The sequence below is a fragment of the Pseudomonas sp. JZ134 genome, from assembly GCF_051027695.1.
GTDB lineage: Bacteria > Pseudomonadota > Gammaproteobacteria > Pseudomonadales > Pseudomonadaceae > Chryseomonas > Chryseomonas luteola.
Window position 1 is genome coordinate 339,145 of the sequence record NZ_CP069251.1, and the last position, 16,856, is coordinate 356,000.

The window sequence follows — 16,856 nt, forward strand, 5'->3', positions numbered from 1 at the left end:
GAAACTTGCGATGAAGCAGGCCGTGCAGAACATCCTTCTTGTCGTATAGGTCGCCTCCTTCTGCTGGAGCATGTCGAAGGGTCGGATCGGCAGAAGCCCCGGCGTAGAGCGCCTTCAGAGGTTTCAATATGTTTCATTCAATGGGCTGCCGTGAACTAACACATAAGCGCTGCGTTCCCTTGCTATGGCATCGCCGGCAGGCATCTGACCACCGGTACACCTGCATACGGTTTTTGCAAGACATAACAGAGAAAAGGAGCTCCCGTGACCACTGCACTTCATCCGACCTATAGAGTTACACCCGGTCCGCTGCATGCAATACTGCTTGCCGGAACCGTGCCGCTGTTTCTTGGCGCACTGCTCAGCGACATTGCCTATTCCAAGACATACCAGATCCAGTGGAACAACTTTTCGTCCTGGCTGATTGCCGGAGGTGAACTTTTCTGCGGGCTGGCGCTATTGTTCGCGTTGGTCAATCTGATCCGTGCCGACCGTAAGGCCGGGCGGCCGTTGATGTATTTCCTGCTCCTGCTGATTACCTGGATACTAGGGCTGGTTAATGCCTTCGAGCATGCAAAGGATGCCTGGGCGTCGATGCCTATGGGGCTGACCCTCTCGGTAGTCGTAACGCTGCTTAGCGTTGTTGCAGCCTGGATCGGCCTGACCAACCTGCGCTCAGGAGGTGCAAGATGAGAAATTCGAATGCACTGACGATACTGAGCATGGCGGTAATGCTAAGCGCGTGTGGCGGTGGCGAGGGGGAAGCCACCCAATCACACGGCGGTGATCCAAAGCTACCTGATCCCGAGCGCGGCCTGCTGCCGAGTATGAAGATTGCTGACCCAGCACCCTGGGGTGATGAAAAGCCAAAAGTGCCTGAGGGTTACGACGTCAGAGCGATCGCAACGGATCTTAAAATCCCGCGGCAAACCCTTGTACTACCCAACGGGGACATCCTGGTGGCGGAAGGCCGGGGCGGTAACGCAGCGAAACTCAAGCCAAAAGATGTTATTGCCGGGGTCATCAAGGCGGAAGGCAATACCAAGATAAAGGGGGGCAATCGCCTTACATTACTGCGCGATGCAAACGGTGACGGTACCTACGAGGTTCAAGAGGTTTTTGCCGAGAACCTGAACGCACCGTACGGTCTGGCTTTATTTGAGGGCAAGTTGTACGTGGCCAATCAGGATGCGCTGGTGCGCTTCGACTATGTGGATGGTCAAACCAAGGCCAGCGGTCCACCGACCAAGATTACCGATCTGCCTGCGGAAATTAACCATCACTGGACTAAATCGCTGACGGTCAGTCCCGATGGTCGTTTTCTCTACGTGGGCATCGGCTCCAACAGCAATATTACCGAGCGCGGCATGGAAGCCGAGGTAGATCGCGCAATGGTCTGGCAAGTCAACGCTGAAACGGGCGCTCACAAACCCTATGCGACCGGTCTGCGTAACCCGACAGCATTGACCATTCAGCCGGAGACGGGGCAATTATGGGCCGTGGTGAACGAACGGGATGAGCTGGGCCCTGATCTGGTTCCGGATTACCTGACCTCGGTTCGTGAGGGCCAATTCTATGGCTGGCCCTACAGTTATTGGGGCAAGAACGTCGATCCTCGAGTGAAGCCAGAGAATCCGCAAAAAGTTGCTTCTGCCATCGCGCCAGATTACGCGCTGGGCTCCCATGTCGCCGCGCTGGGTGTGGATTTCTCAATACCGGAAATGGGTGACAAGTTTGCCAATGGCGTATTTGTTGGCGAGCACGGCAGCTGGAACCGAAAGAATCCGGTCGGTTACAAGGTGGTCTTCGTACCGTTCAGCAACGGACGCCCGTCCGGTGATCCTGTTGATTTTGCAACAGGGTTCCGTGGAGATGACGGGAAAACCCGTGGCCGTCCGGTGGGCGTAACGGTCGATCCGCGCGGTGCGCTCATCATCGCTGATGATCTGTCTAACACCGTATGGCGGGTGACGCGGACGCAGTAGTTGGTTCTGCGCAGGACGGTCCTATAGGGCCGTCCGTACCCACCAAGGAAATATCAGGGGCAGTCAGCGGATACGTCTCGTTATCTATCCTTTATCTACCACTCTGATCCTCTGGCGCATCGCTTAGCAGGTAATGCACTGTTAAAGATGTGTGCTCCAGTGCAATGCCATTAATGCGATGTATGCATTAGTCGATCACTAATATGCACTTATCAAATCAATATTTTTTCTCCACTCTTCTTGTTACAAAAAGACATATGCCTTCTGCATATGAGACAAGACGTGGAGTGTTCTATGGTTCCTGCTCATGGCCACCGTGCCGCTTCTGGCTCAAAGATTGGTGCAATATTCCGCGTGACGTCGGGCAACTTTCTTGAGCAGTTTGATTTCTTCCTGTTTGGCTTCTACGCCACTTATATCGCCAAGGCCTTTTTTCCAGCTAGCAGCGAATTTGCCTCCCTGATGATGACCTTTGCAGTTTTTGGCGCTGGCTTTCTAATGCGCCCTCTGGGGGCTGTAATTTTGGGTGCATACATCGATCAGGTAGGGCGTCGCAAGGGCTTGATCGTAACCCTTTCGATTATGGCTGCCGGGACCTTCTTGATCGTCCTGGTGCCGGGTTATGACAGCATAGGGTTCTGGGCCCCCCTGCTCGTGCTAGTTGGCCGTCTACTCCAGGGCTTTTCCGCAGGTGCCGAACTCGGTGGTGTATCGGTCTATCTGGCCGAGATTGCGACTCCAGGTAAAAAGGGGTTCTATACAAGTTGGCAGTCAGGCAGCCAGCAGGTTGCCATCGTAGTAGCCGCGGCTTTGGGTTTTGGACTCAACCACTGGCTTTCCGAGACTGCAATTGCCGATTGGGGCTGGCGAATCCCGTTTCTGCTGGGCTGCTTGATAGTTCCGTTTATCTTCGTGTTACGACGCAAGCTTGAGGAAACTCAGGAGTTCAACACTCGCCGTCATCATCCTGCAATGCGCGAGGTCTTAAGGACTCTGCTGGACAACTGGACGGTGGTAGTAGCTGGCATGCTGATGGTCGCCATGACCACCACGGCTTTCTATCTGATTACCGTTTATGCGCCTACGTTTGGCAAGACGGTACTCAAGCTAAGTGCCTCGGACAGCTTGCTGGTAACGCTGCTCGTCGCCGTCTCAAATTTTATCTGGCTGCCTATTGGCGGGGCGCTATCCGATAGATTCGGGCGCAAGCCATTACTTATTGCGATGACTGCACTTGCTATCGTGACCACGTATCCAGCCCTATCATATCTGGCGGATGCGCCCAGCTTTGGGCTTATGTTAGGCGTTCTGCTGTGGCTGTCGTTTCTTTATGGCTTATATAACGGCGCCATGATTCCTGCGTTAACCGAAATTATGCCGGTTGAGGTCAGGGTGGCAGGCTTTTCGCTGGCATATAGCTTGGCTACCGCTGTGTTTGGAGGATTTACCCCAGCCATTTCAACTGCTCTGATCCAAGCGACGGGCGATAGGGCCGCGCCTGGTTACTGGATGAGTTTTGCAGCTATCTGCGCACTGTTGGCGACGTGCTACCTGTATCGCCGCAGCTCCTTGCAGCTGCAGACCGCCTGAAACACCCCTGTATCGTCTATAAGCGAGAATAATCATGACGGCATTTATCAAGAGAAGTGTGTTCGCAGTAGCTCTGCTGGGATATAGCCTAGTGGGAACGGCTCAGGCAGCAGATCTAAAGGTAATGATATCCGGTGGGTTTACTGCCGCCTATCAACAGTTGGCACCAGAATTTGCCGCCCAGCGCGGGGATACTTTACAAACGAGCCGCGGTCCTTCGATGGGCAAGTCTCCCGAGGCTATTCCAAATCGCCTGGCAAGAGGTGAACAGGCCGATGTAGTCATCATGGTCGGATATGCTCTTGATGAGCTGATCAAACAGGGCAAGATTCAGGAGAACTCTCGAGTTGAGCTGGCCGATTCCCGTATAGGTGCAGTGGTTCGAAAGGGCTCCCCCAAGCTTGAGATCGATACCGTGGAAAAGCTGAAAGCCTCACTGCTGAAGGCCGACTCTATCGCGTATTCTGATAGCGCCAGTGGTGTATACATTCAAAATCAGCTGTTCAAGAAACTCGGTATTGAAACCCAGGTAAAACCGAAGGCAAAGATGGTTGAAAAGGATCCGGTAGGTTCCATGGTTGCCAGGGGAGATTACCAATTGGGGTTTCAACAGGTGAGTGAGCTATTGCCTGTGCCTGGCGTAACCTTTATAGGGAAAATCCCTGAATCGGTTCAGTCGGTTACCCGTTTTGCAGGTGCTATTCCCAAAGGCGCAGCGCATCCAGAGGAGGCTAGAGCATTGCTGCAATACCTCTCATCCAAGGAGGTTCAGCAGCAGGTCCGCTCGACGGGGTTGGATTCAGTACCTTAAGCCGGCCTGTTTGACGGCTGCGCTTTCATATCGATAAGCAGCTTTTCCAAAGCGGCTGCGGCTGGAGAAAGGGCGCGGCCGCGCCGTTTGATAATACCTACGTGACGCTCTACAACTGGATCAATAAGCGGCACACTGGTGAGAACCGGATGATGGCCAGCCGGCAGGGCCATGGCAGGGACCGCTGCAATGCCAAGTCCTGCTTCAACCATACCCAGCATGGTCGTCACATGACGGGTCTCACAAATACTAAGACGCTCCGGTGCAATATGAGCAAGTGCCTGGTCCAGCAGAAAACGATTACCTGATGTCTTGTCGACTACAATGTAGTCGTAGCGATAGAACTCCTCCCAACGTACCGCTTTTTTACCTGCCAGCGCATGATCACACCGACAGGCCGCGACATAAGACTCCTGTACCAGCCATTCAAACTCTACGTCCTGATCGAGATTGCCGGAAAAGCTTAGGCCCAGATCAGCCTCACCGCTGATAACAGCCGCAGATACCTTGTTGGCACTGGTATCAATCAGCTTTATGCGTACCTTGGGATAGATAGCATGGTAGCGGGCGATAACACTTGGCATGAAGTAATATGCCGCAGAAGGAACGCAGGCCACGGTTACCCGCCCCGTACGGTTGGAAGCCACTTCGCTTATTCCTAGCAGCGCATCATCCAGGTCATTGAGGAGGCGTTCGGCCCGCGGTGCAAATGCCCGACCTACCATGGTAAGGCTTACTCGTCGTGTGGTTCGCTCGAACAGCTTTACCCCGAGCGCCCCCTCCAGTTTATCGATGCGACGGCTCAAAGCCGGTTGAGAGATGTAGATCGCATCGGCAGCAGCACGAAAACTCTTATGCTCAACCAGAGCACAAAATGCCTGAAGATCATTTAGGTCGAAGTTGACGGCCATCGTACTCACATAACTTGTGCTGGATAATAGGCATATACTATCGGATATAGATATGGCAAACCGCTTTTATGGGCATAATTTGATGCAGCCCTTAATCGCGCCGTTATGTGCTAACCCTCTCGCCCTTAGGTAAGTTAAGGCGTTCCTCCCAAATAATACGTAACTGTGAGTGAGAATGCTGGAATACATCAGTTCTGACTGTTCACGCTTGAATACATTTTTCGAGTAATGGCTATACCACTTAGAGCATTCGAAACATGCGGATCGGCTATAAGAGTAGGATCAAATCGCCTAAATTTTTAGGTCTATAGCAAGGAGTAGCTTTTGTTGAGGTGATTGAAAAAACTACTTGGTGTAAGTTTGATCATATGCTGGACTAAGGGGTTAACAGGATCCGGCTAGATGTCCAACATTTAGGGTTCCTCGCTACCGCTATATAAAAAATAACTTAAACATTCATAGGAAGGAGGAATACTTCCCTTTTTATAGCGTTTAACGTGTTGGATAATAACCTGAAGATTAAGCGCTTGGCTTTAATTGATAACGCATAACGGACTAAATGATTCGAGTTGCCGGTTCTTTTATATTTCCTTGCAATATCAGAGGAAGACATTATGGCATTGGCGGATCATAACGTTATTGCTTTTAAGATACCGATTAAATCCGCATTTTCCTAACTTGTCTTGCAGACTTATAAGGATCTTGTTGCAGTATTGATAGTTATTAAAAGGTTAGTCGTGGCTGATCTGTTTCTAAAAATAAACTAAGTGTTTCATGACGTAATAAACGTACCTGTCCATTTGTCGGATTTGATGGCAATCAGTTTTTCTGAATCTACGCTGTTGTTACCAGTGCAACTGGTAACTATCAAGATCAGAAGAAGGATGCGGTCTCTCTGGTTAACTGGCCTACTGCCATCTTTAAGGCCATATATTAGGTATAACGACAAGGAAATCGATATGCGTCTTCACCACCTTTTCACTGCCACAGCCCTAACCCTTGCAACTGCTACTGCAATGGCTGAAATGAATGAGTCTGAGATTAACCAGGCTGGGGATGGCAATACTGCTGAGCTTACCCAAGCCGGAAGCTCTAATAAGGCAGTACAGAATCAACTGGGCATCAATAGTAGGCAGATCGTCGAGCAGAATGGGAACACAAACTCGGCTACCGTTTTTCAGGCAGAAAATACCAACGACGCTGAATCAAGAGTTTACCAGACGGGTGACAATAACCTTGCGACCATCTACCAGGAAGGCGGTAGCTATGCTGATGTAACGCAAAATGGTAACGCAAACGTTTATAACTATGACGGTACAGGTGGCTTAATAGGCGTAGCGTCCAGCGAGCAAATTGGTAATAACAACGTACATAACATTGTCCAGACCGGGCTGTACTATGCTCCCGTTTTTGCCTATACAACTGGCAACGCGAATAACATCACGGTAGAGCAGGACACGGGAGGTGTAGGTAGTGGATTCTCCGTCACTCAGAATGGTGATAATAATGCCATTACCTCTACTCAACGCTATATGAATAATTCGGTCGGAGGAGAACAACGTGGAAATGCGAACGTTGTAGTTGTTGACCAAGACGGCAGTAACCCTAAGTACCCAGAGGACGGCGGGAATGGCTTGAGCTTTAACCAGACCGGTGATGGTAATAGCATAAACGCTACTCAAAGCCTGAATACCTCAACCGGACTTACACAAAATGGTAATAACAACACCATAACCTCTAGGCAAGAAGGTAACGCTGGAATGTTTGTTTCGGCACGGGCTGATCTGCATGCAACCCAAACAGGGAATAACAATACTCTGAATGTAGACCAGAGGGCTGCGCAGGGATCTAATGAGATCACTACCAATCAGGAAGGTAATGGCAATACCATGGATCTTGTACAGGATAGAACGATCGATAGCTCACTCGAAGTCGCTCAGCTGGGTGACGACAACTACATGAGCATTAGTCAGCGCCAGACTGTCAATGATGTCTTTAAGCTCACTCAGGAAGGCTCAGGTTTGTCTGTAACACTTGAGCGTACCGGTCAAGGTAATCAGGCTACGGTATCTCAAACCGGCATGATGAATACAGCGACTGTTATTCAGCAGTAAGCCAGCAAAGTAGGCCATGAGAACCTTGAGTTCTCATGGCCTCTCTGAGCTTCAAGCCAGTCATAAGAGGCATATCGCGTTTCTAGACACTTGATCAAGGCAGCTATATGTGTGATCTGATCATAAGGTTTGCCTATGAGCAGGAATTTAAAAAACTGTTTACTTAAATTTGCCCCGCCTTGAAAGGTATGGGCGGATGAACCAATACACAGGTAGCCTTGCTTTGGATACCTAGCCGAAGTGCTTATAGATTCCATTCGCTATAAGGCCCCTTAAATGTTCATTGCCTAACTGCAAGTAGTCTCTTTATAACGCTTTCTTAAATTGAACTCTAGGGTCTGTCTGAACAGTCCATCCACATGCATTGCTCGATACAAGCCAGAATAACCACAGCCTTGAAGCTACTGGCCAGTTTGTCAAAGCAGGTGTATTTCCTTCAACTAGCTGAATAGCACTCGTTTACGCGTATATCAAACCGTCAAGGCGCGCCTAGACACGTGGTGCGCTGAGTAATTACCGATCGCATACTAAAGTGGTTGCGATCATGACGTAACTCTTCACGATCGTAGTCCTTGTCAATGCTTCCTGTCATTAAGCATTGCAGAGTAAGGCAAGAGGTATATTTGGTCCTGACACCTTGATAGCTTAATCATTTCGATTGTTAGTTCATTCTCTGCAGCTGATCTTTCGTAGGATACTACGCCGCCTCGTTCATCTCTGATTTCTGCTAGAGTGCACAAAAGATGCCAGTCTATTAGCTTGTTTTTAAGACGGAACTTAACATCTTGAGCTCATTTAAAAGGTTGCCTACGGCACTATTCTGCTCTTCGCAGCTTTGTAAGGAGCTTAATTGATCCTCTAAGTCGGAGATGAACTTTGGGGCATCTTTTAACTCGAATCTATTAAAGTGAGCGATGCATTCCCTCGCTAGTCCCAACTTGGTTTGAACATCTTCTAAAGCACGCATAGTATTCAAAACGCTTTCAGCCTGCTGGTTTGGTAATTTTAAATCAGGCCGCTTATCGACGAGTGAAAAATCATGCAGCCAGTCACCAGCCTGAACAAGATGAAACGTCTCGACTATTTTTTTGCCAATAGCCTCTCTATCGTTGCCAGTGAGCGGCATGACACTAAACTTATTCGATGCAATAGTTATCAAGTTTGTTAGCGCTTTAGATTTTTCGCGCTTTGCTGCTAAATCACCAAAGGTACTGAGCTCGTCTGGCCTTGCTGCCATCTCATAAAGAGTGTTCGTTATGCGCTCTAAACCTGCAGTATGTTTCTCCTGCGGTAACCGAGCGATTCCATAAGCGAAAAGAGCTTCACTAAGCGTCATCGCGATGCTTGGATTTTCGACATTTATATCTGGCAGTGCGTTATATAAATGATCCAACTGCTCAAGCTTGGATTCAGACTCTGATTGAAAATTAATTAGATATTTAACAAATTCCATTGCTATAGACGATTTGTCTAAATTATTTGCGTTGGGTAGATGTTGAAGTAACGTATCCATCGCCCTGATATTTGGAGCTTTTTGTAAGGTCGTCCAAGCCTCTACAACGTTGTCAGGAACCTTGATGTCATTGTGCTCAATCATGGCTTGACATAATGCATCGTTAGATTGTGACAATGCCAAGCGATCAGGGAAAGCCAAGTGCTTTGCCACCTCGCTGACAATATCCTTATTGGCCTTTTTCCAAGCACCTGAAAATCGTGCTACTTGCAGCGAAGAGGCACACGGACTTGATGGTGGAGCATCTGGCCGAGGCGGTTTTACTGGCAATTTCTGGGGAGGCAGCGGAGCAGTTTCACTCTTCCGAACATCCTCTTCAGGTGTTGGAGAGTGAATGGTAACAACAGAAGGAGTACCAATCGGATACATGATGGACAGGCCTGTTGGATATAGAGAAAGTTCCTGCGTGGTTTTCTACTAACAAAAGTTCCCACCTATGGCCTGGACTGAATCTGCTGTGATCAGATCCTTTACCTACGCCGGACGCCGATCCGTTGGCTTCATTAACGAGGCGGTTTTTGCTTGAGCCTCTAATCCATAGGGCTTAAACCTTCAATTGCTAGTCCAAGCGGTAGTGATGCAAGAGCGAAGATAACGATGCAGCACTTTTCTACTAAGTCACATTGTTGAAGGACCCCTGGCAATACAGCTCGGAATTGGCGTGGTTAAAAAGCGTCGAGTGGCGGCATGACGCAGCGTCGTGACATGTTATGTAAGCCATATTGCTCCACAACCAGAAGTTGGACCAAAGCTTGCCATCTACGGATGCCTGTCTTGACCCGAATGCAAGCGTGGAGCCTCGCCTTGCCTCACGCATTCAACGTTTAAATCGAGAAGGTCCGTGACCCATCGCTCTACAGCGCACCTGACTGAAAAGCTGCAGCCGAGCCTGTTAGGTGCCGGTCAGGACATTGCGTCAAAACGCAGGCAGATTTGACAAACAAAGTTAACTATCATAATTATTTAGATGCTGGCCGATACCGAGGTCAAGCTCAAAAATGGGCATACAACAACAAGGAAAACCCATGAAACTTCTACCAGGTGTATTTGCCACCTGTCTTTGTCTCTTATCGAGCACAACGTCGTTCGCTGAAAACGCCCAAACACCTCATCAGCCTAATATTCTCCTGCTAGTTGCTGATGACCTGGGCTATGCAGACCTTGGCGCAATGGGCAGTGAAATCAGCACACCTAACCTCGATCAGTTGATTGCTGGTGGAAAACTCTTGCTGGACTTTCATAGCGCGCCGAGCTGTTCTCCTACCCGTGCCATGTTGCTTACTGGCAACGACCAGCACCTGTCAGGTATTGGCATGATGGCCGAGACACGTAATCGGCTGTTTGCTCACCAAGCCATCCGTCCTGGCTATGAGGGCGTATTACAAGGTGAGGCTGTTACGCTGGCTGAACTACTGCGAGACGCCGGCTATGAGACTTCCATTGCAGGGAAGTGGCATCTGGGCAAGCTGCCGGAACAACAGCCTCAGAATAGAGGGTTTGCTGAGTCCTATGTGGTGTTGGAGGGAGGGGCAGCTCATTTCAAGCAAAAGGAAATGTCTATCCAGGCCAACTACTCGGCAACCTTTGTCCATAATGGGGAACCGCTTGCTCTGCCCGAAAACTACTTCTCGACCACCTATTTTACCGATCGGCTGATCGAGACGACCCGGGCGGCGCATGAGCAAAACAAGCCTTTCTTTGCATTTGCAGCCTTCACGGCGCCTCACTGGCCGCTCCAGGCGCCGGATAGCTATCTTGCCAAGTACCGTGGGTTCTATGACAGGGGATATCAGGTGATTGCCGATCAACGCCTGGTTCGCCAAAAAGAGCTGGGTCTGCTTCCAGCCGATTTCCAGACGCGGGCGGTACTGGAAGGCGTGCCTGAGTGGAATTCCTTAAGCGCGGAAGAAAAAATGCGCTCAGCACGCTCAATGGAGGCCTATGCGGCAATGGTCGAGTCTCTGGATCAGGAGATTGGCCGCCTCGTCACTCATCTTAAAAACCTGGGCGAGTATGACAATACACTTATCCTGTTCATGTCCGACAACGGCCCGGAGTCGGTGAACCGAGGGGATTCAATCAAAGAGTGGGTAGCCGAACACTTTGATAATCGTCTGGACAATTTGGGGCGAGCCAACTCGTTTGTGACCTACGGTCCGGCCTGGGCGCAAGTTAGTGCTCAGCCGGGACGGCGCTATAAGCAGACCATTTTTGAAGGTGGAATACGGGTACCTGCGTTTGTACATTTTCCGGCCAGGGTCCTCAAGGGCCAGACAACGGAGTTTGCCAGTGTCCGTGACGTCATGCCGACCTTTCTTCAGGTAGCCGGTATAGAACATCCCGGTATTCGCTATAAGGGTAGGGCGGTCATCCCGTCACAGGGCAGCACGATGTTGCCGTTTCTTAGTGGAGAGGAGCCGCGGATTCATGCCGCCGCGCAGCCGATGGGGTGGGAGCAGGACGGTGCAGCAGCGCTTCGTCGAGGCAACCTGAAGCTGGTCTATGCGCCCAAGATAACAGGCGCAACCTGGCGTCTATATGACTTGGCCACCGATCCCGCCGAGCAACAGGACTTGGCTGGGCAACATCCTGAGCAGGTTAAGGACCTCCTGATGGACTGGCGGCAGTATGCAGGCAGTAACAACATCTCTATAGACGAGGCAGGAGTGCCGCGCTTTCCTGCACTGCAGCGCCCGGCCGACAGCGCACCAGATCTGTGAGCGTACGGCGTAATCACCTGATCGCTATCGGCGCTCTTTTGCTCGCGATCCTGACCGGAGGGCTTTTGCGCTACCTGGCCGTGGCGGATTCATCGCCATTGCCAGGCTATTTGTGTGAAACCTACGACGGGCTGCCCCTGACGCGGCAGGGCAGAGAGCAGCATGGAATGATCCAGCTAAGCGCAGGCCGGTTTACGATGGGGTCCGAGCGCTTCTATCCCGAAGAGCGACCAGCGGTCCCCGTTGGCATCAAAGGTTTCTGGATAGACCGTCACCCTGTCACCAATGCGCAGTATGCAGCATTTGTAAGGGCAACCGGCTATCAGACGCAGGCGGAGCGCGGGCTCAGTGGCGAAGCGGCCAGAGGACTTCCTCCGGCGGTGCGTCTGCCCGGCTCGCTGGTATTTGTCCGTTCAAAAGAACATCCAGGATGGCAGTTTATTGCTGGAGCAAACTGGCGGCACCCGGAGGGCCCTGGCTCGGGCATCGAAACTCGACTCAATCATCCGGTGGTTCATGTCAGCTTTGATGATGCTCTGGCCTATGCCACCTGGCTGGGGCGAGAGCTGCCAAGCGAGGCGCAGTTGGAGTACGCCGCCCGCGGCGGCCTAGTAGAAGCGGACTACGCTTGGGGTGACAAACCGCTGGATCATGAACATCCACAAGCTAACACTTGGCAGGGCGACTTTCCCCTTGCGGATCGAGGAATTGATGGATACCGGGGGACATCTCCCGTGGGCTGCTTTCCACCCAACGGATTCAGCCTTTTTGACATGGGAGGTAATGTCTGGGAGCTTACCCGTACCTGGTATCGCCCGGGCCATGAGGGTGTTGAGACCAACAATCCTGAAGGGCCTGATACGGGGCTGGACCCGCGGGAGCCTGGCGTTCCGGTGAAGGTTATAAAAGGTGGCTCCCACCTGTGCGCCGAAGATTACTGTCTTCGTTATCGACCTTCCGCCAGGCAACCCCAGGTCAGTTATTTAGGCACCTCGCATATCGGATTTAGAACGGTCTCGACAGAGGCGCCGACCCGCTAGGCAGCTGTATTTCCAAGCTTGGGTTACACCTGGCCGTTTTGAGCGCGACAGAGCAGGCGGATGGCCTGTCTTACGATACTAACTGGACGCTTCGGGGCTTAAATTTTTTTCCAATTCATAACCCAGGCAGGAAGGTACGAAAGATAGGCTACCGACCAGATGCAAAAGGCATCCATGTCTTGAATGGAAATGGGGCTGCCCAGGGCGGCTCCGCTCCAGCAGTATTGGTGTTCGTCTATCTAGGCGTTGTCAGAAAATAATTTTCTTAGGCACGTCAAAGAGATCATGGCTTCGAATTTCGAAGCGGGTTATAGCGCACCCAACAAGCACGCGATTAACTTCTGAAATCAGGCGTCCGGTATTCTCATTAATGAACTTATCTAGTCTTTTAGGTGCTGTGCCTAATTCAGCTTTTTGCTCATGAAAAGAGGGTGCTGGAGTGCATTGATTCAACTATCTGAAAGCGTCTCGATGTCTGTCTAGGTCACAAGATGTAGCTATTCTTTGGTAGAGCAAGAAGACGGCAATCGCCCTATCCGTAATTACCGTTAAACGTTTCGTCTCTACACGCTGAGCTCGTGGTGTGGAACGCAGCTTGGCTTGTTCAAAGCGCCTCGGCAGCCTGCCTCACATTTGGAACCGGCACTGACCATAAACCACTCATTCAAACGCTCCACCTGAACTAGGCTACTAACGGGTCGGCAAGATCTGTTGCTAAAATAGGTAACAAATACAGATGAGCTGGATGACCTTGATCAGGATGGAAACCTATGCACAAACCCGGCGCTATTCACCGATTGGTTTTAAGCGGCACAATCATTTTCGAGGCAAGGTAAACATGAGTGTATCCATACAACGACCAGTTCCTCAGAACTTACTGCCCTTGGATTCCCAGAACATGGGCTTTTCTCAAGGTAGTTACGGACAAAATGGGCAAGTCTCATTTGGCTTGGGCGATAGCAGCCCCGTCAATTTCGGCAGCCTATATGGCGCCGACAGCAGTTCTGTGAATCACAGTTTCAGCAACAAATCTATACAGGATCCGAGCGGTGCCAATAATGTAGAGCAATCGCTGAAAGATATCCTTGAAATGCTCAAGCCCCTAATTCAACAACTACTGATGCTGTTGCAAGGTGGGCAGCAACATGCCCCTTCCAACAACTCCGCCGGGAATGAAAAAGGCAGCGGGGGGAAAGGCAATGCTCCGGTCACTTTTGGTAATGAAGGCCAACCCAGAGATGTTTCATTTGCGGCACAAAGCCCTAGCGGCAAGGAGGGGGAGGCCAGGGCGAACGACGCAGGTGATGGTCAGACAGTGAAGCCCGGCAATGGCATCACTTCAGTAAATGCCGGCAACGCACCGCAGGGCATGCCGCAGGGTCTTTGGCAGAACTGCGTCAAAGCGGGAGAAAAGTATGGGGTTGATCCCTTTGTGCTTGCAGCTCAAGCTAAGCAGGAGAGCAGTTGGGGACAGAACATGGCTAATGGCGACGGTGTGATGCAGGTAGAAGCCGCTACACGTAGCGAAAACACCGGCATGTTCCGTCAGCAGGCAGGTCATGAATACGACCATTCCAGTCAAGCCGACCAGGTAGAGATGGCCGCTATGATCATGAGCAACCTGGGTGGCGACACCCGGAGTCAGTTGGAGAAATACAACGGCGGGCCTAACTGGCAGCCAGGCTCGATCGATTCTTTCCAGCGAACCACCGACCCTCAGGGCTATGCGCAGAAAGTAATAACGACCGCGGATGAGTTGCGCGGCAGCGTAGCATAAGCGAAACACGGAGGGCTTAATGGGTCCTCCAGTTATTATTTTATTACTAATGCTACGGGCGTAAGCATTAATTGTTGCTATGTAATTACCAAACTGATGTGCTGTTCCTCTCAATTTATTATGAATGAGATGCACCTTTTGCATAAGGGGCAAGAGGTGCGGTTATTTATAATTCAGTCTCATGGCTGCGCTAACTCCTCACAAAGTTTCTTGCGAAATACCCGGATTTTTTATTCCAGTGACTTTTATAAAATACTTACTAGTCCAATGAAAAATCACCTTTGGATCAGTCGTGAAGTGAGTGGCTGTGCGGCTTCGCAGCACTTTTAATAAAATCGAAAATCTCAACGGAAGTACATCTGGTCGGCTGAAAATAACGAATGAGGAAAGCGCTTCTCTGAATTGAAAGAGTTTATGTGCTTGAAGAACCGGAGCTGAAGTTTAGGGATTGTCTCTGAGTTGTTGGCTGAACCAGGCGATTTCATTAGAGTTAATTATTGCAGTAACAGCTGAAATTCAAGTGTGATCAATAAACTCATTATCTTTAAAAGTCTGAAACTGAATCATGTAGGAACCGATATCTACTTCAAGCCACATAGGACTGTTTGGTTTGAGGTGCTTATTGTTATGGAACGGTCTTTTTTTCGTATGCCTTTTGCCTCCCTACGGGCTGGTTTTCTTTTCTCTATTACTCTATGTGCAGGTTGTCAACTTACTGACTCAGTCCAACTACCTGAGGCACGCGCGCCACGCTTGGTCATTCGTGAGGGGCAGGAGCCGGTCATGGTATCTGACTATTCCCGGCCACCTATGCTACGCGAGAAACGGTCTGATATCTGGGGAAGGGTAAGCAGTCGGTTTGTTCTGGTGGACCAGATTGGGCGTAACGATCGGATTAATCAGCAGCTTAACTGGTTAATCCAGAATCGGCGTTTCATAACCAACGCCAGTGGCAAGGCCGCACCTTATTTGCATTTTATCGTTGAAGGTCTCGAACAAAAGGACCTTCCGGCCGAACTGGCTTTGTTGCCTATGATCGAAAGTGCCTATGACCCGATGGCCATCTCAAGTCAAAAGGCGGTCGGACTATGGCAATTCATGCCCCGTACTGGTACAGATTTCGGCTTGCGCCAGACGTCGCTTTATGACGCGCGGCGCGACGTTATCGCGTCAACACATGCTGCCATGAGATACCTGACACGTCTACATCAGCAGTTTGGAGGTGATTGGCTATTGGCTTTAGCCGCCTATAATGCTGGTGAGGGGACCGTATCGCGCTTAATAGAGGCCAATCGCAAGAAAGGGCTTCCTACCGATTATTGGCATCTGGATTTACCCCGTGAAACGCAAAATTATGTCCCACGGCTCCTGGCCCTATCCATTCTTGTCAAATCGCCTCATGGACATGCCATAGAGCTGAAGCCTGTAGCGGATGAGCCATACTTTATTACGGTTCGCTTGGCCCGTCCTGTAGAGCTGGCGCAGTTGGCGCTTATATCAGGTATCCCCAAAAAGGAACTACAGAGGCTAAACCCTGCCTATGTTAACGGCAATACCATAGGCGGGCCGGGGCATCTTGTCATTCCCATCGCTAAAGAGAGGCTATTGACAGCTAATCTTGATACGCTTGCGCGCTCTGACGGTTCCGTTCATACGTCGGAAATACCGACCGGGCAGTCGACTATTGCCGCCACGCCTTAATCGAATGATGTGTAACATAATACCATTGAAATTTAATATTCAATTATTTGTGAATCCGGAATTTTATTTCCATACTCATAACTGTTAGGCGGAATAATTTATAAGGCAACCTATCGCCAAGAACTGGCTCGGCTTTTTAGCAAAAGGATGATATGTCGAGTCGTACCACCTCAACGAAATACTGCAGCCATTCAAAAAAACGCTGATAAAAGCCATCCAAGAAAATTATTCTAATCTTTTACAAAATGTAAAATGGAGCTATGGTTGATAAGCTAAGCAAACCGCACTGTTAAAGATAATGGCCCAGCTACTGCCTGACTCTTGGCCTTCTGAGCTATCCAAAACACCTTGGATGATGTACAGGTTTTGTCTAGAGAGATGTCGGTAATATGAAGCTTTTATTACCTTCTATCAATTTTTAAGCCCTATTTAATTTCGCAAGACTCGGTGCATCTGACCTTAATTTCTGCACCTTCTATTGTTTCAAATAGCTGTTTTAATCCTATGTTTTGATTAATAAAACCAAGAAAAAGATAGTTTGCTATTTGTTAACCTATTCACACAACTCAATTCACATATTGACGATTTTGGTTACAAAGATATTACTATTCTCGACCTTCAAGGTGAGAGTTGTCGATGCAAACAGAAACCGCTATACAAGATTGTGCGGACTGTAATAATAATAACGCGCACA

The 16,856-nt window shown here is 50.0% G+C and carries 11 protein-coding genes; 9 read left to right on the forward strand and 2 right to left on the reverse strand.

Annotation, left to right across the window (positions count from 1 at the left end):
* Positions 1-264: 264 nt before the first annotated feature.
* The 4 genes from JQR86_RS21000 (at position 265) to JQR86_RS21015 (ending at position 4,386) form a co-directional block, all read left to right on the forward strand.
* Positions 265-693 (forward strand): DUF2231 domain-containing protein, encoded by a 429-nt coding sequence (locus JQR86_RS21000; protein WP_286788461.1) that lies wholly within the window; start codon positions 265-267, stop codon positions 691-693.
* A complete protein-coding gene (locus JQR86_RS21005; RefSeq protein ID WP_434155414.1) occupies positions 690-1,985 on the forward strand; it encodes a PQQ-dependent sugar dehydrogenase in 1,296 nt (431 codons plus the stop codon). The genes JQR86_RS21000 and JQR86_RS21005 overlap by 4 nt, the downstream gene beginning before the upstream one ends.
* 294 nt (positions 1,986-2,279) lie before the next feature.
* The gene (locus JQR86_RS21010) at positions 2,280-3,575 is read left to right on the forward strand and encodes an MFS transporter (RefSeq protein WP_312272542.1); all 1,296 of its coding nucleotides are present in this window, start codon (positions 2,280-2,282) and stop codon (positions 3,573-3,575) included.
* Between the two features lie 34 nt (positions 3,576-3,609).
* Entirely contained in the window at positions 3,610-4,386 is a 777-nt protein-coding gene (locus JQR86_RS21015) for a substrate-binding domain-containing protein (RefSeq protein ID WP_312272541.1), read from the forward strand.
* Here JQR86_RS21015 and JQR86_RS21020 read toward each other — a convergent pair.
* On the reverse strand, positions 4,383-5,297 hold the full coding sequence (locus JQR86_RS21020) for a LysR family transcriptional regulator (RefSeq protein WP_407364014.1): 915 nt from the start codon (positions 5,295-5,297) through the stop codon (positions 4,383-4,385). The two genes, JQR86_RS21015 and JQR86_RS21020, sit on opposite strands and share 4 nt — an antisense overlap.
* A gap of 959 nt (positions 5,298-6,256) precedes the next feature.
* On the opposite strand from JQR86_RS21020, the gene JQR86_RS21025 reads away from it, so the two are divergent.
* On the forward strand, positions 6,257-7,411 hold the full coding sequence (locus tag JQR86_RS21025) for a hypothetical protein (RefSeq protein ID WP_407363882.1): 1,155 nt from the start codon (positions 6,257-6,259) through the stop codon (positions 7,409-7,411).
* Between the two features lie 754 nt (positions 7,412-8,165).
* Here the strand turns inward: JQR86_RS21025 and JQR86_RS21030 are convergent.
* Positions 8,166-9,293 carry a hypothetical protein gene (locus JQR86_RS21030; RefSeq protein ID WP_434155415.1) on the reverse strand — a complete coding sequence of 376 codons (1,128 nt, stop codon included), beginning with the start codon at positions 9,291-9,293 and terminating at the stop codon, positions 8,166-8,168.
* Between the two features lie 656 nt (positions 9,294-9,949).
* On the opposite strand from JQR86_RS21030, the gene JQR86_RS21035 reads away from it, so the two are divergent.
* From JQR86_RS21035 to JQR86_RS21050, 4 genes are all read left to right on the forward strand, one after another.
* Positions 9,950-11,644, forward strand: a complete 1,695-nt coding sequence (locus JQR86_RS21035) for an arylsulfatase (protein ID WP_407363886.1) — start codon at positions 9,950-9,952, stop codon at positions 11,642-11,644.
* Positions 11,641-12,684: a formylglycine-generating enzyme family protein gene (locus JQR86_RS21040; protein ID WP_407363888.1), complete on the forward strand. Its 1,044-nt coding sequence runs from the start codon at positions 11,641-11,643 to the stop codon at positions 12,682-12,684. The genes JQR86_RS21035 and JQR86_RS21040 overlap by 4 nt, the downstream gene beginning before the upstream one ends.
* A 736-nt stretch (positions 12,685-13,420) precedes the next feature.
* On the forward strand, positions 13,421-14,461 hold the full coding sequence (locus JQR86_RS21045; RefSeq protein ID WP_407363890.1) for a hypothetical protein: 1,041 nt from the start codon (positions 13,421-13,423) through the stop codon (positions 14,459-14,461).
* A 522-nt stretch (positions 14,462-14,983) separates the two neighbouring features.
* A complete protein-coding gene (locus JQR86_RS21050) occupies positions 14,984-16,162 on the forward strand; it encodes a transglycosylase SLT domain-containing protein (RefSeq protein WP_407363892.1) in 1,179 nt (392 codons plus the stop codon).
* Positions 16,163-16,856 lie beyond the last annotated feature (694 nt).

What these genes read in the sequence shown, in the direction of transcription:
- JQR86_RS21030 (WP_434155415.1), bottom strand. Translation starts at nt 9,293, where the DNA reads ATGTATCCGATTGGTACTCCTTCTGTTGTTACCATTCACTCTCCAACA.
- JQR86_RS21020 (WP_407364014.1), bottom strand. Translation starts at nt 5,297, where the DNA reads ATGGCCGTCAACTTCGACCTAAATGATCTTCAGGCATTTTGTGCTCTG.
- JQR86_RS21005 (WP_434155414.1), top strand. Translation starts at nt 690, where the DNA reads ATGAGAAATTCGAATGCACTGACGATACTGAGCATGGCGGTAATGCTA.
- JQR86_RS21010 (WP_312272542.1), top strand. Translation starts at nt 2,280, where the DNA reads ATGGTTCCTGCTCATGGCCACCGTGCCGCTTCTGGCTCAAAGATTGGT.
- JQR86_RS21015 (WP_312272541.1), top strand. Translation starts at nt 3,610, where the DNA reads ATGACGGCATTTATCAAGAGAAGTGTGTTCGCAGTAGCTCTGCTGGGA.
- JQR86_RS21045 (WP_407363890.1), top strand. Translation starts at nt 13,421, where the DNA reads ATGAGCTGGATGACCTTGATCAGGATGGAAACCTATGCACAAACCCGG.
- JQR86_RS21025 (WP_407363882.1), top strand. Translation starts at nt 6,257, where the DNA reads ATGCGTCTTCACCACCTTTTCACTGCCACAGCCCTAACCCTTGCAACT.
- JQR86_RS21035 (WP_407363886.1), top strand. Translation starts at nt 9,950, where the DNA reads ATGAAACTTCTACCAGGTGTATTTGCCACCTGTCTTTGTCTCTTATCG.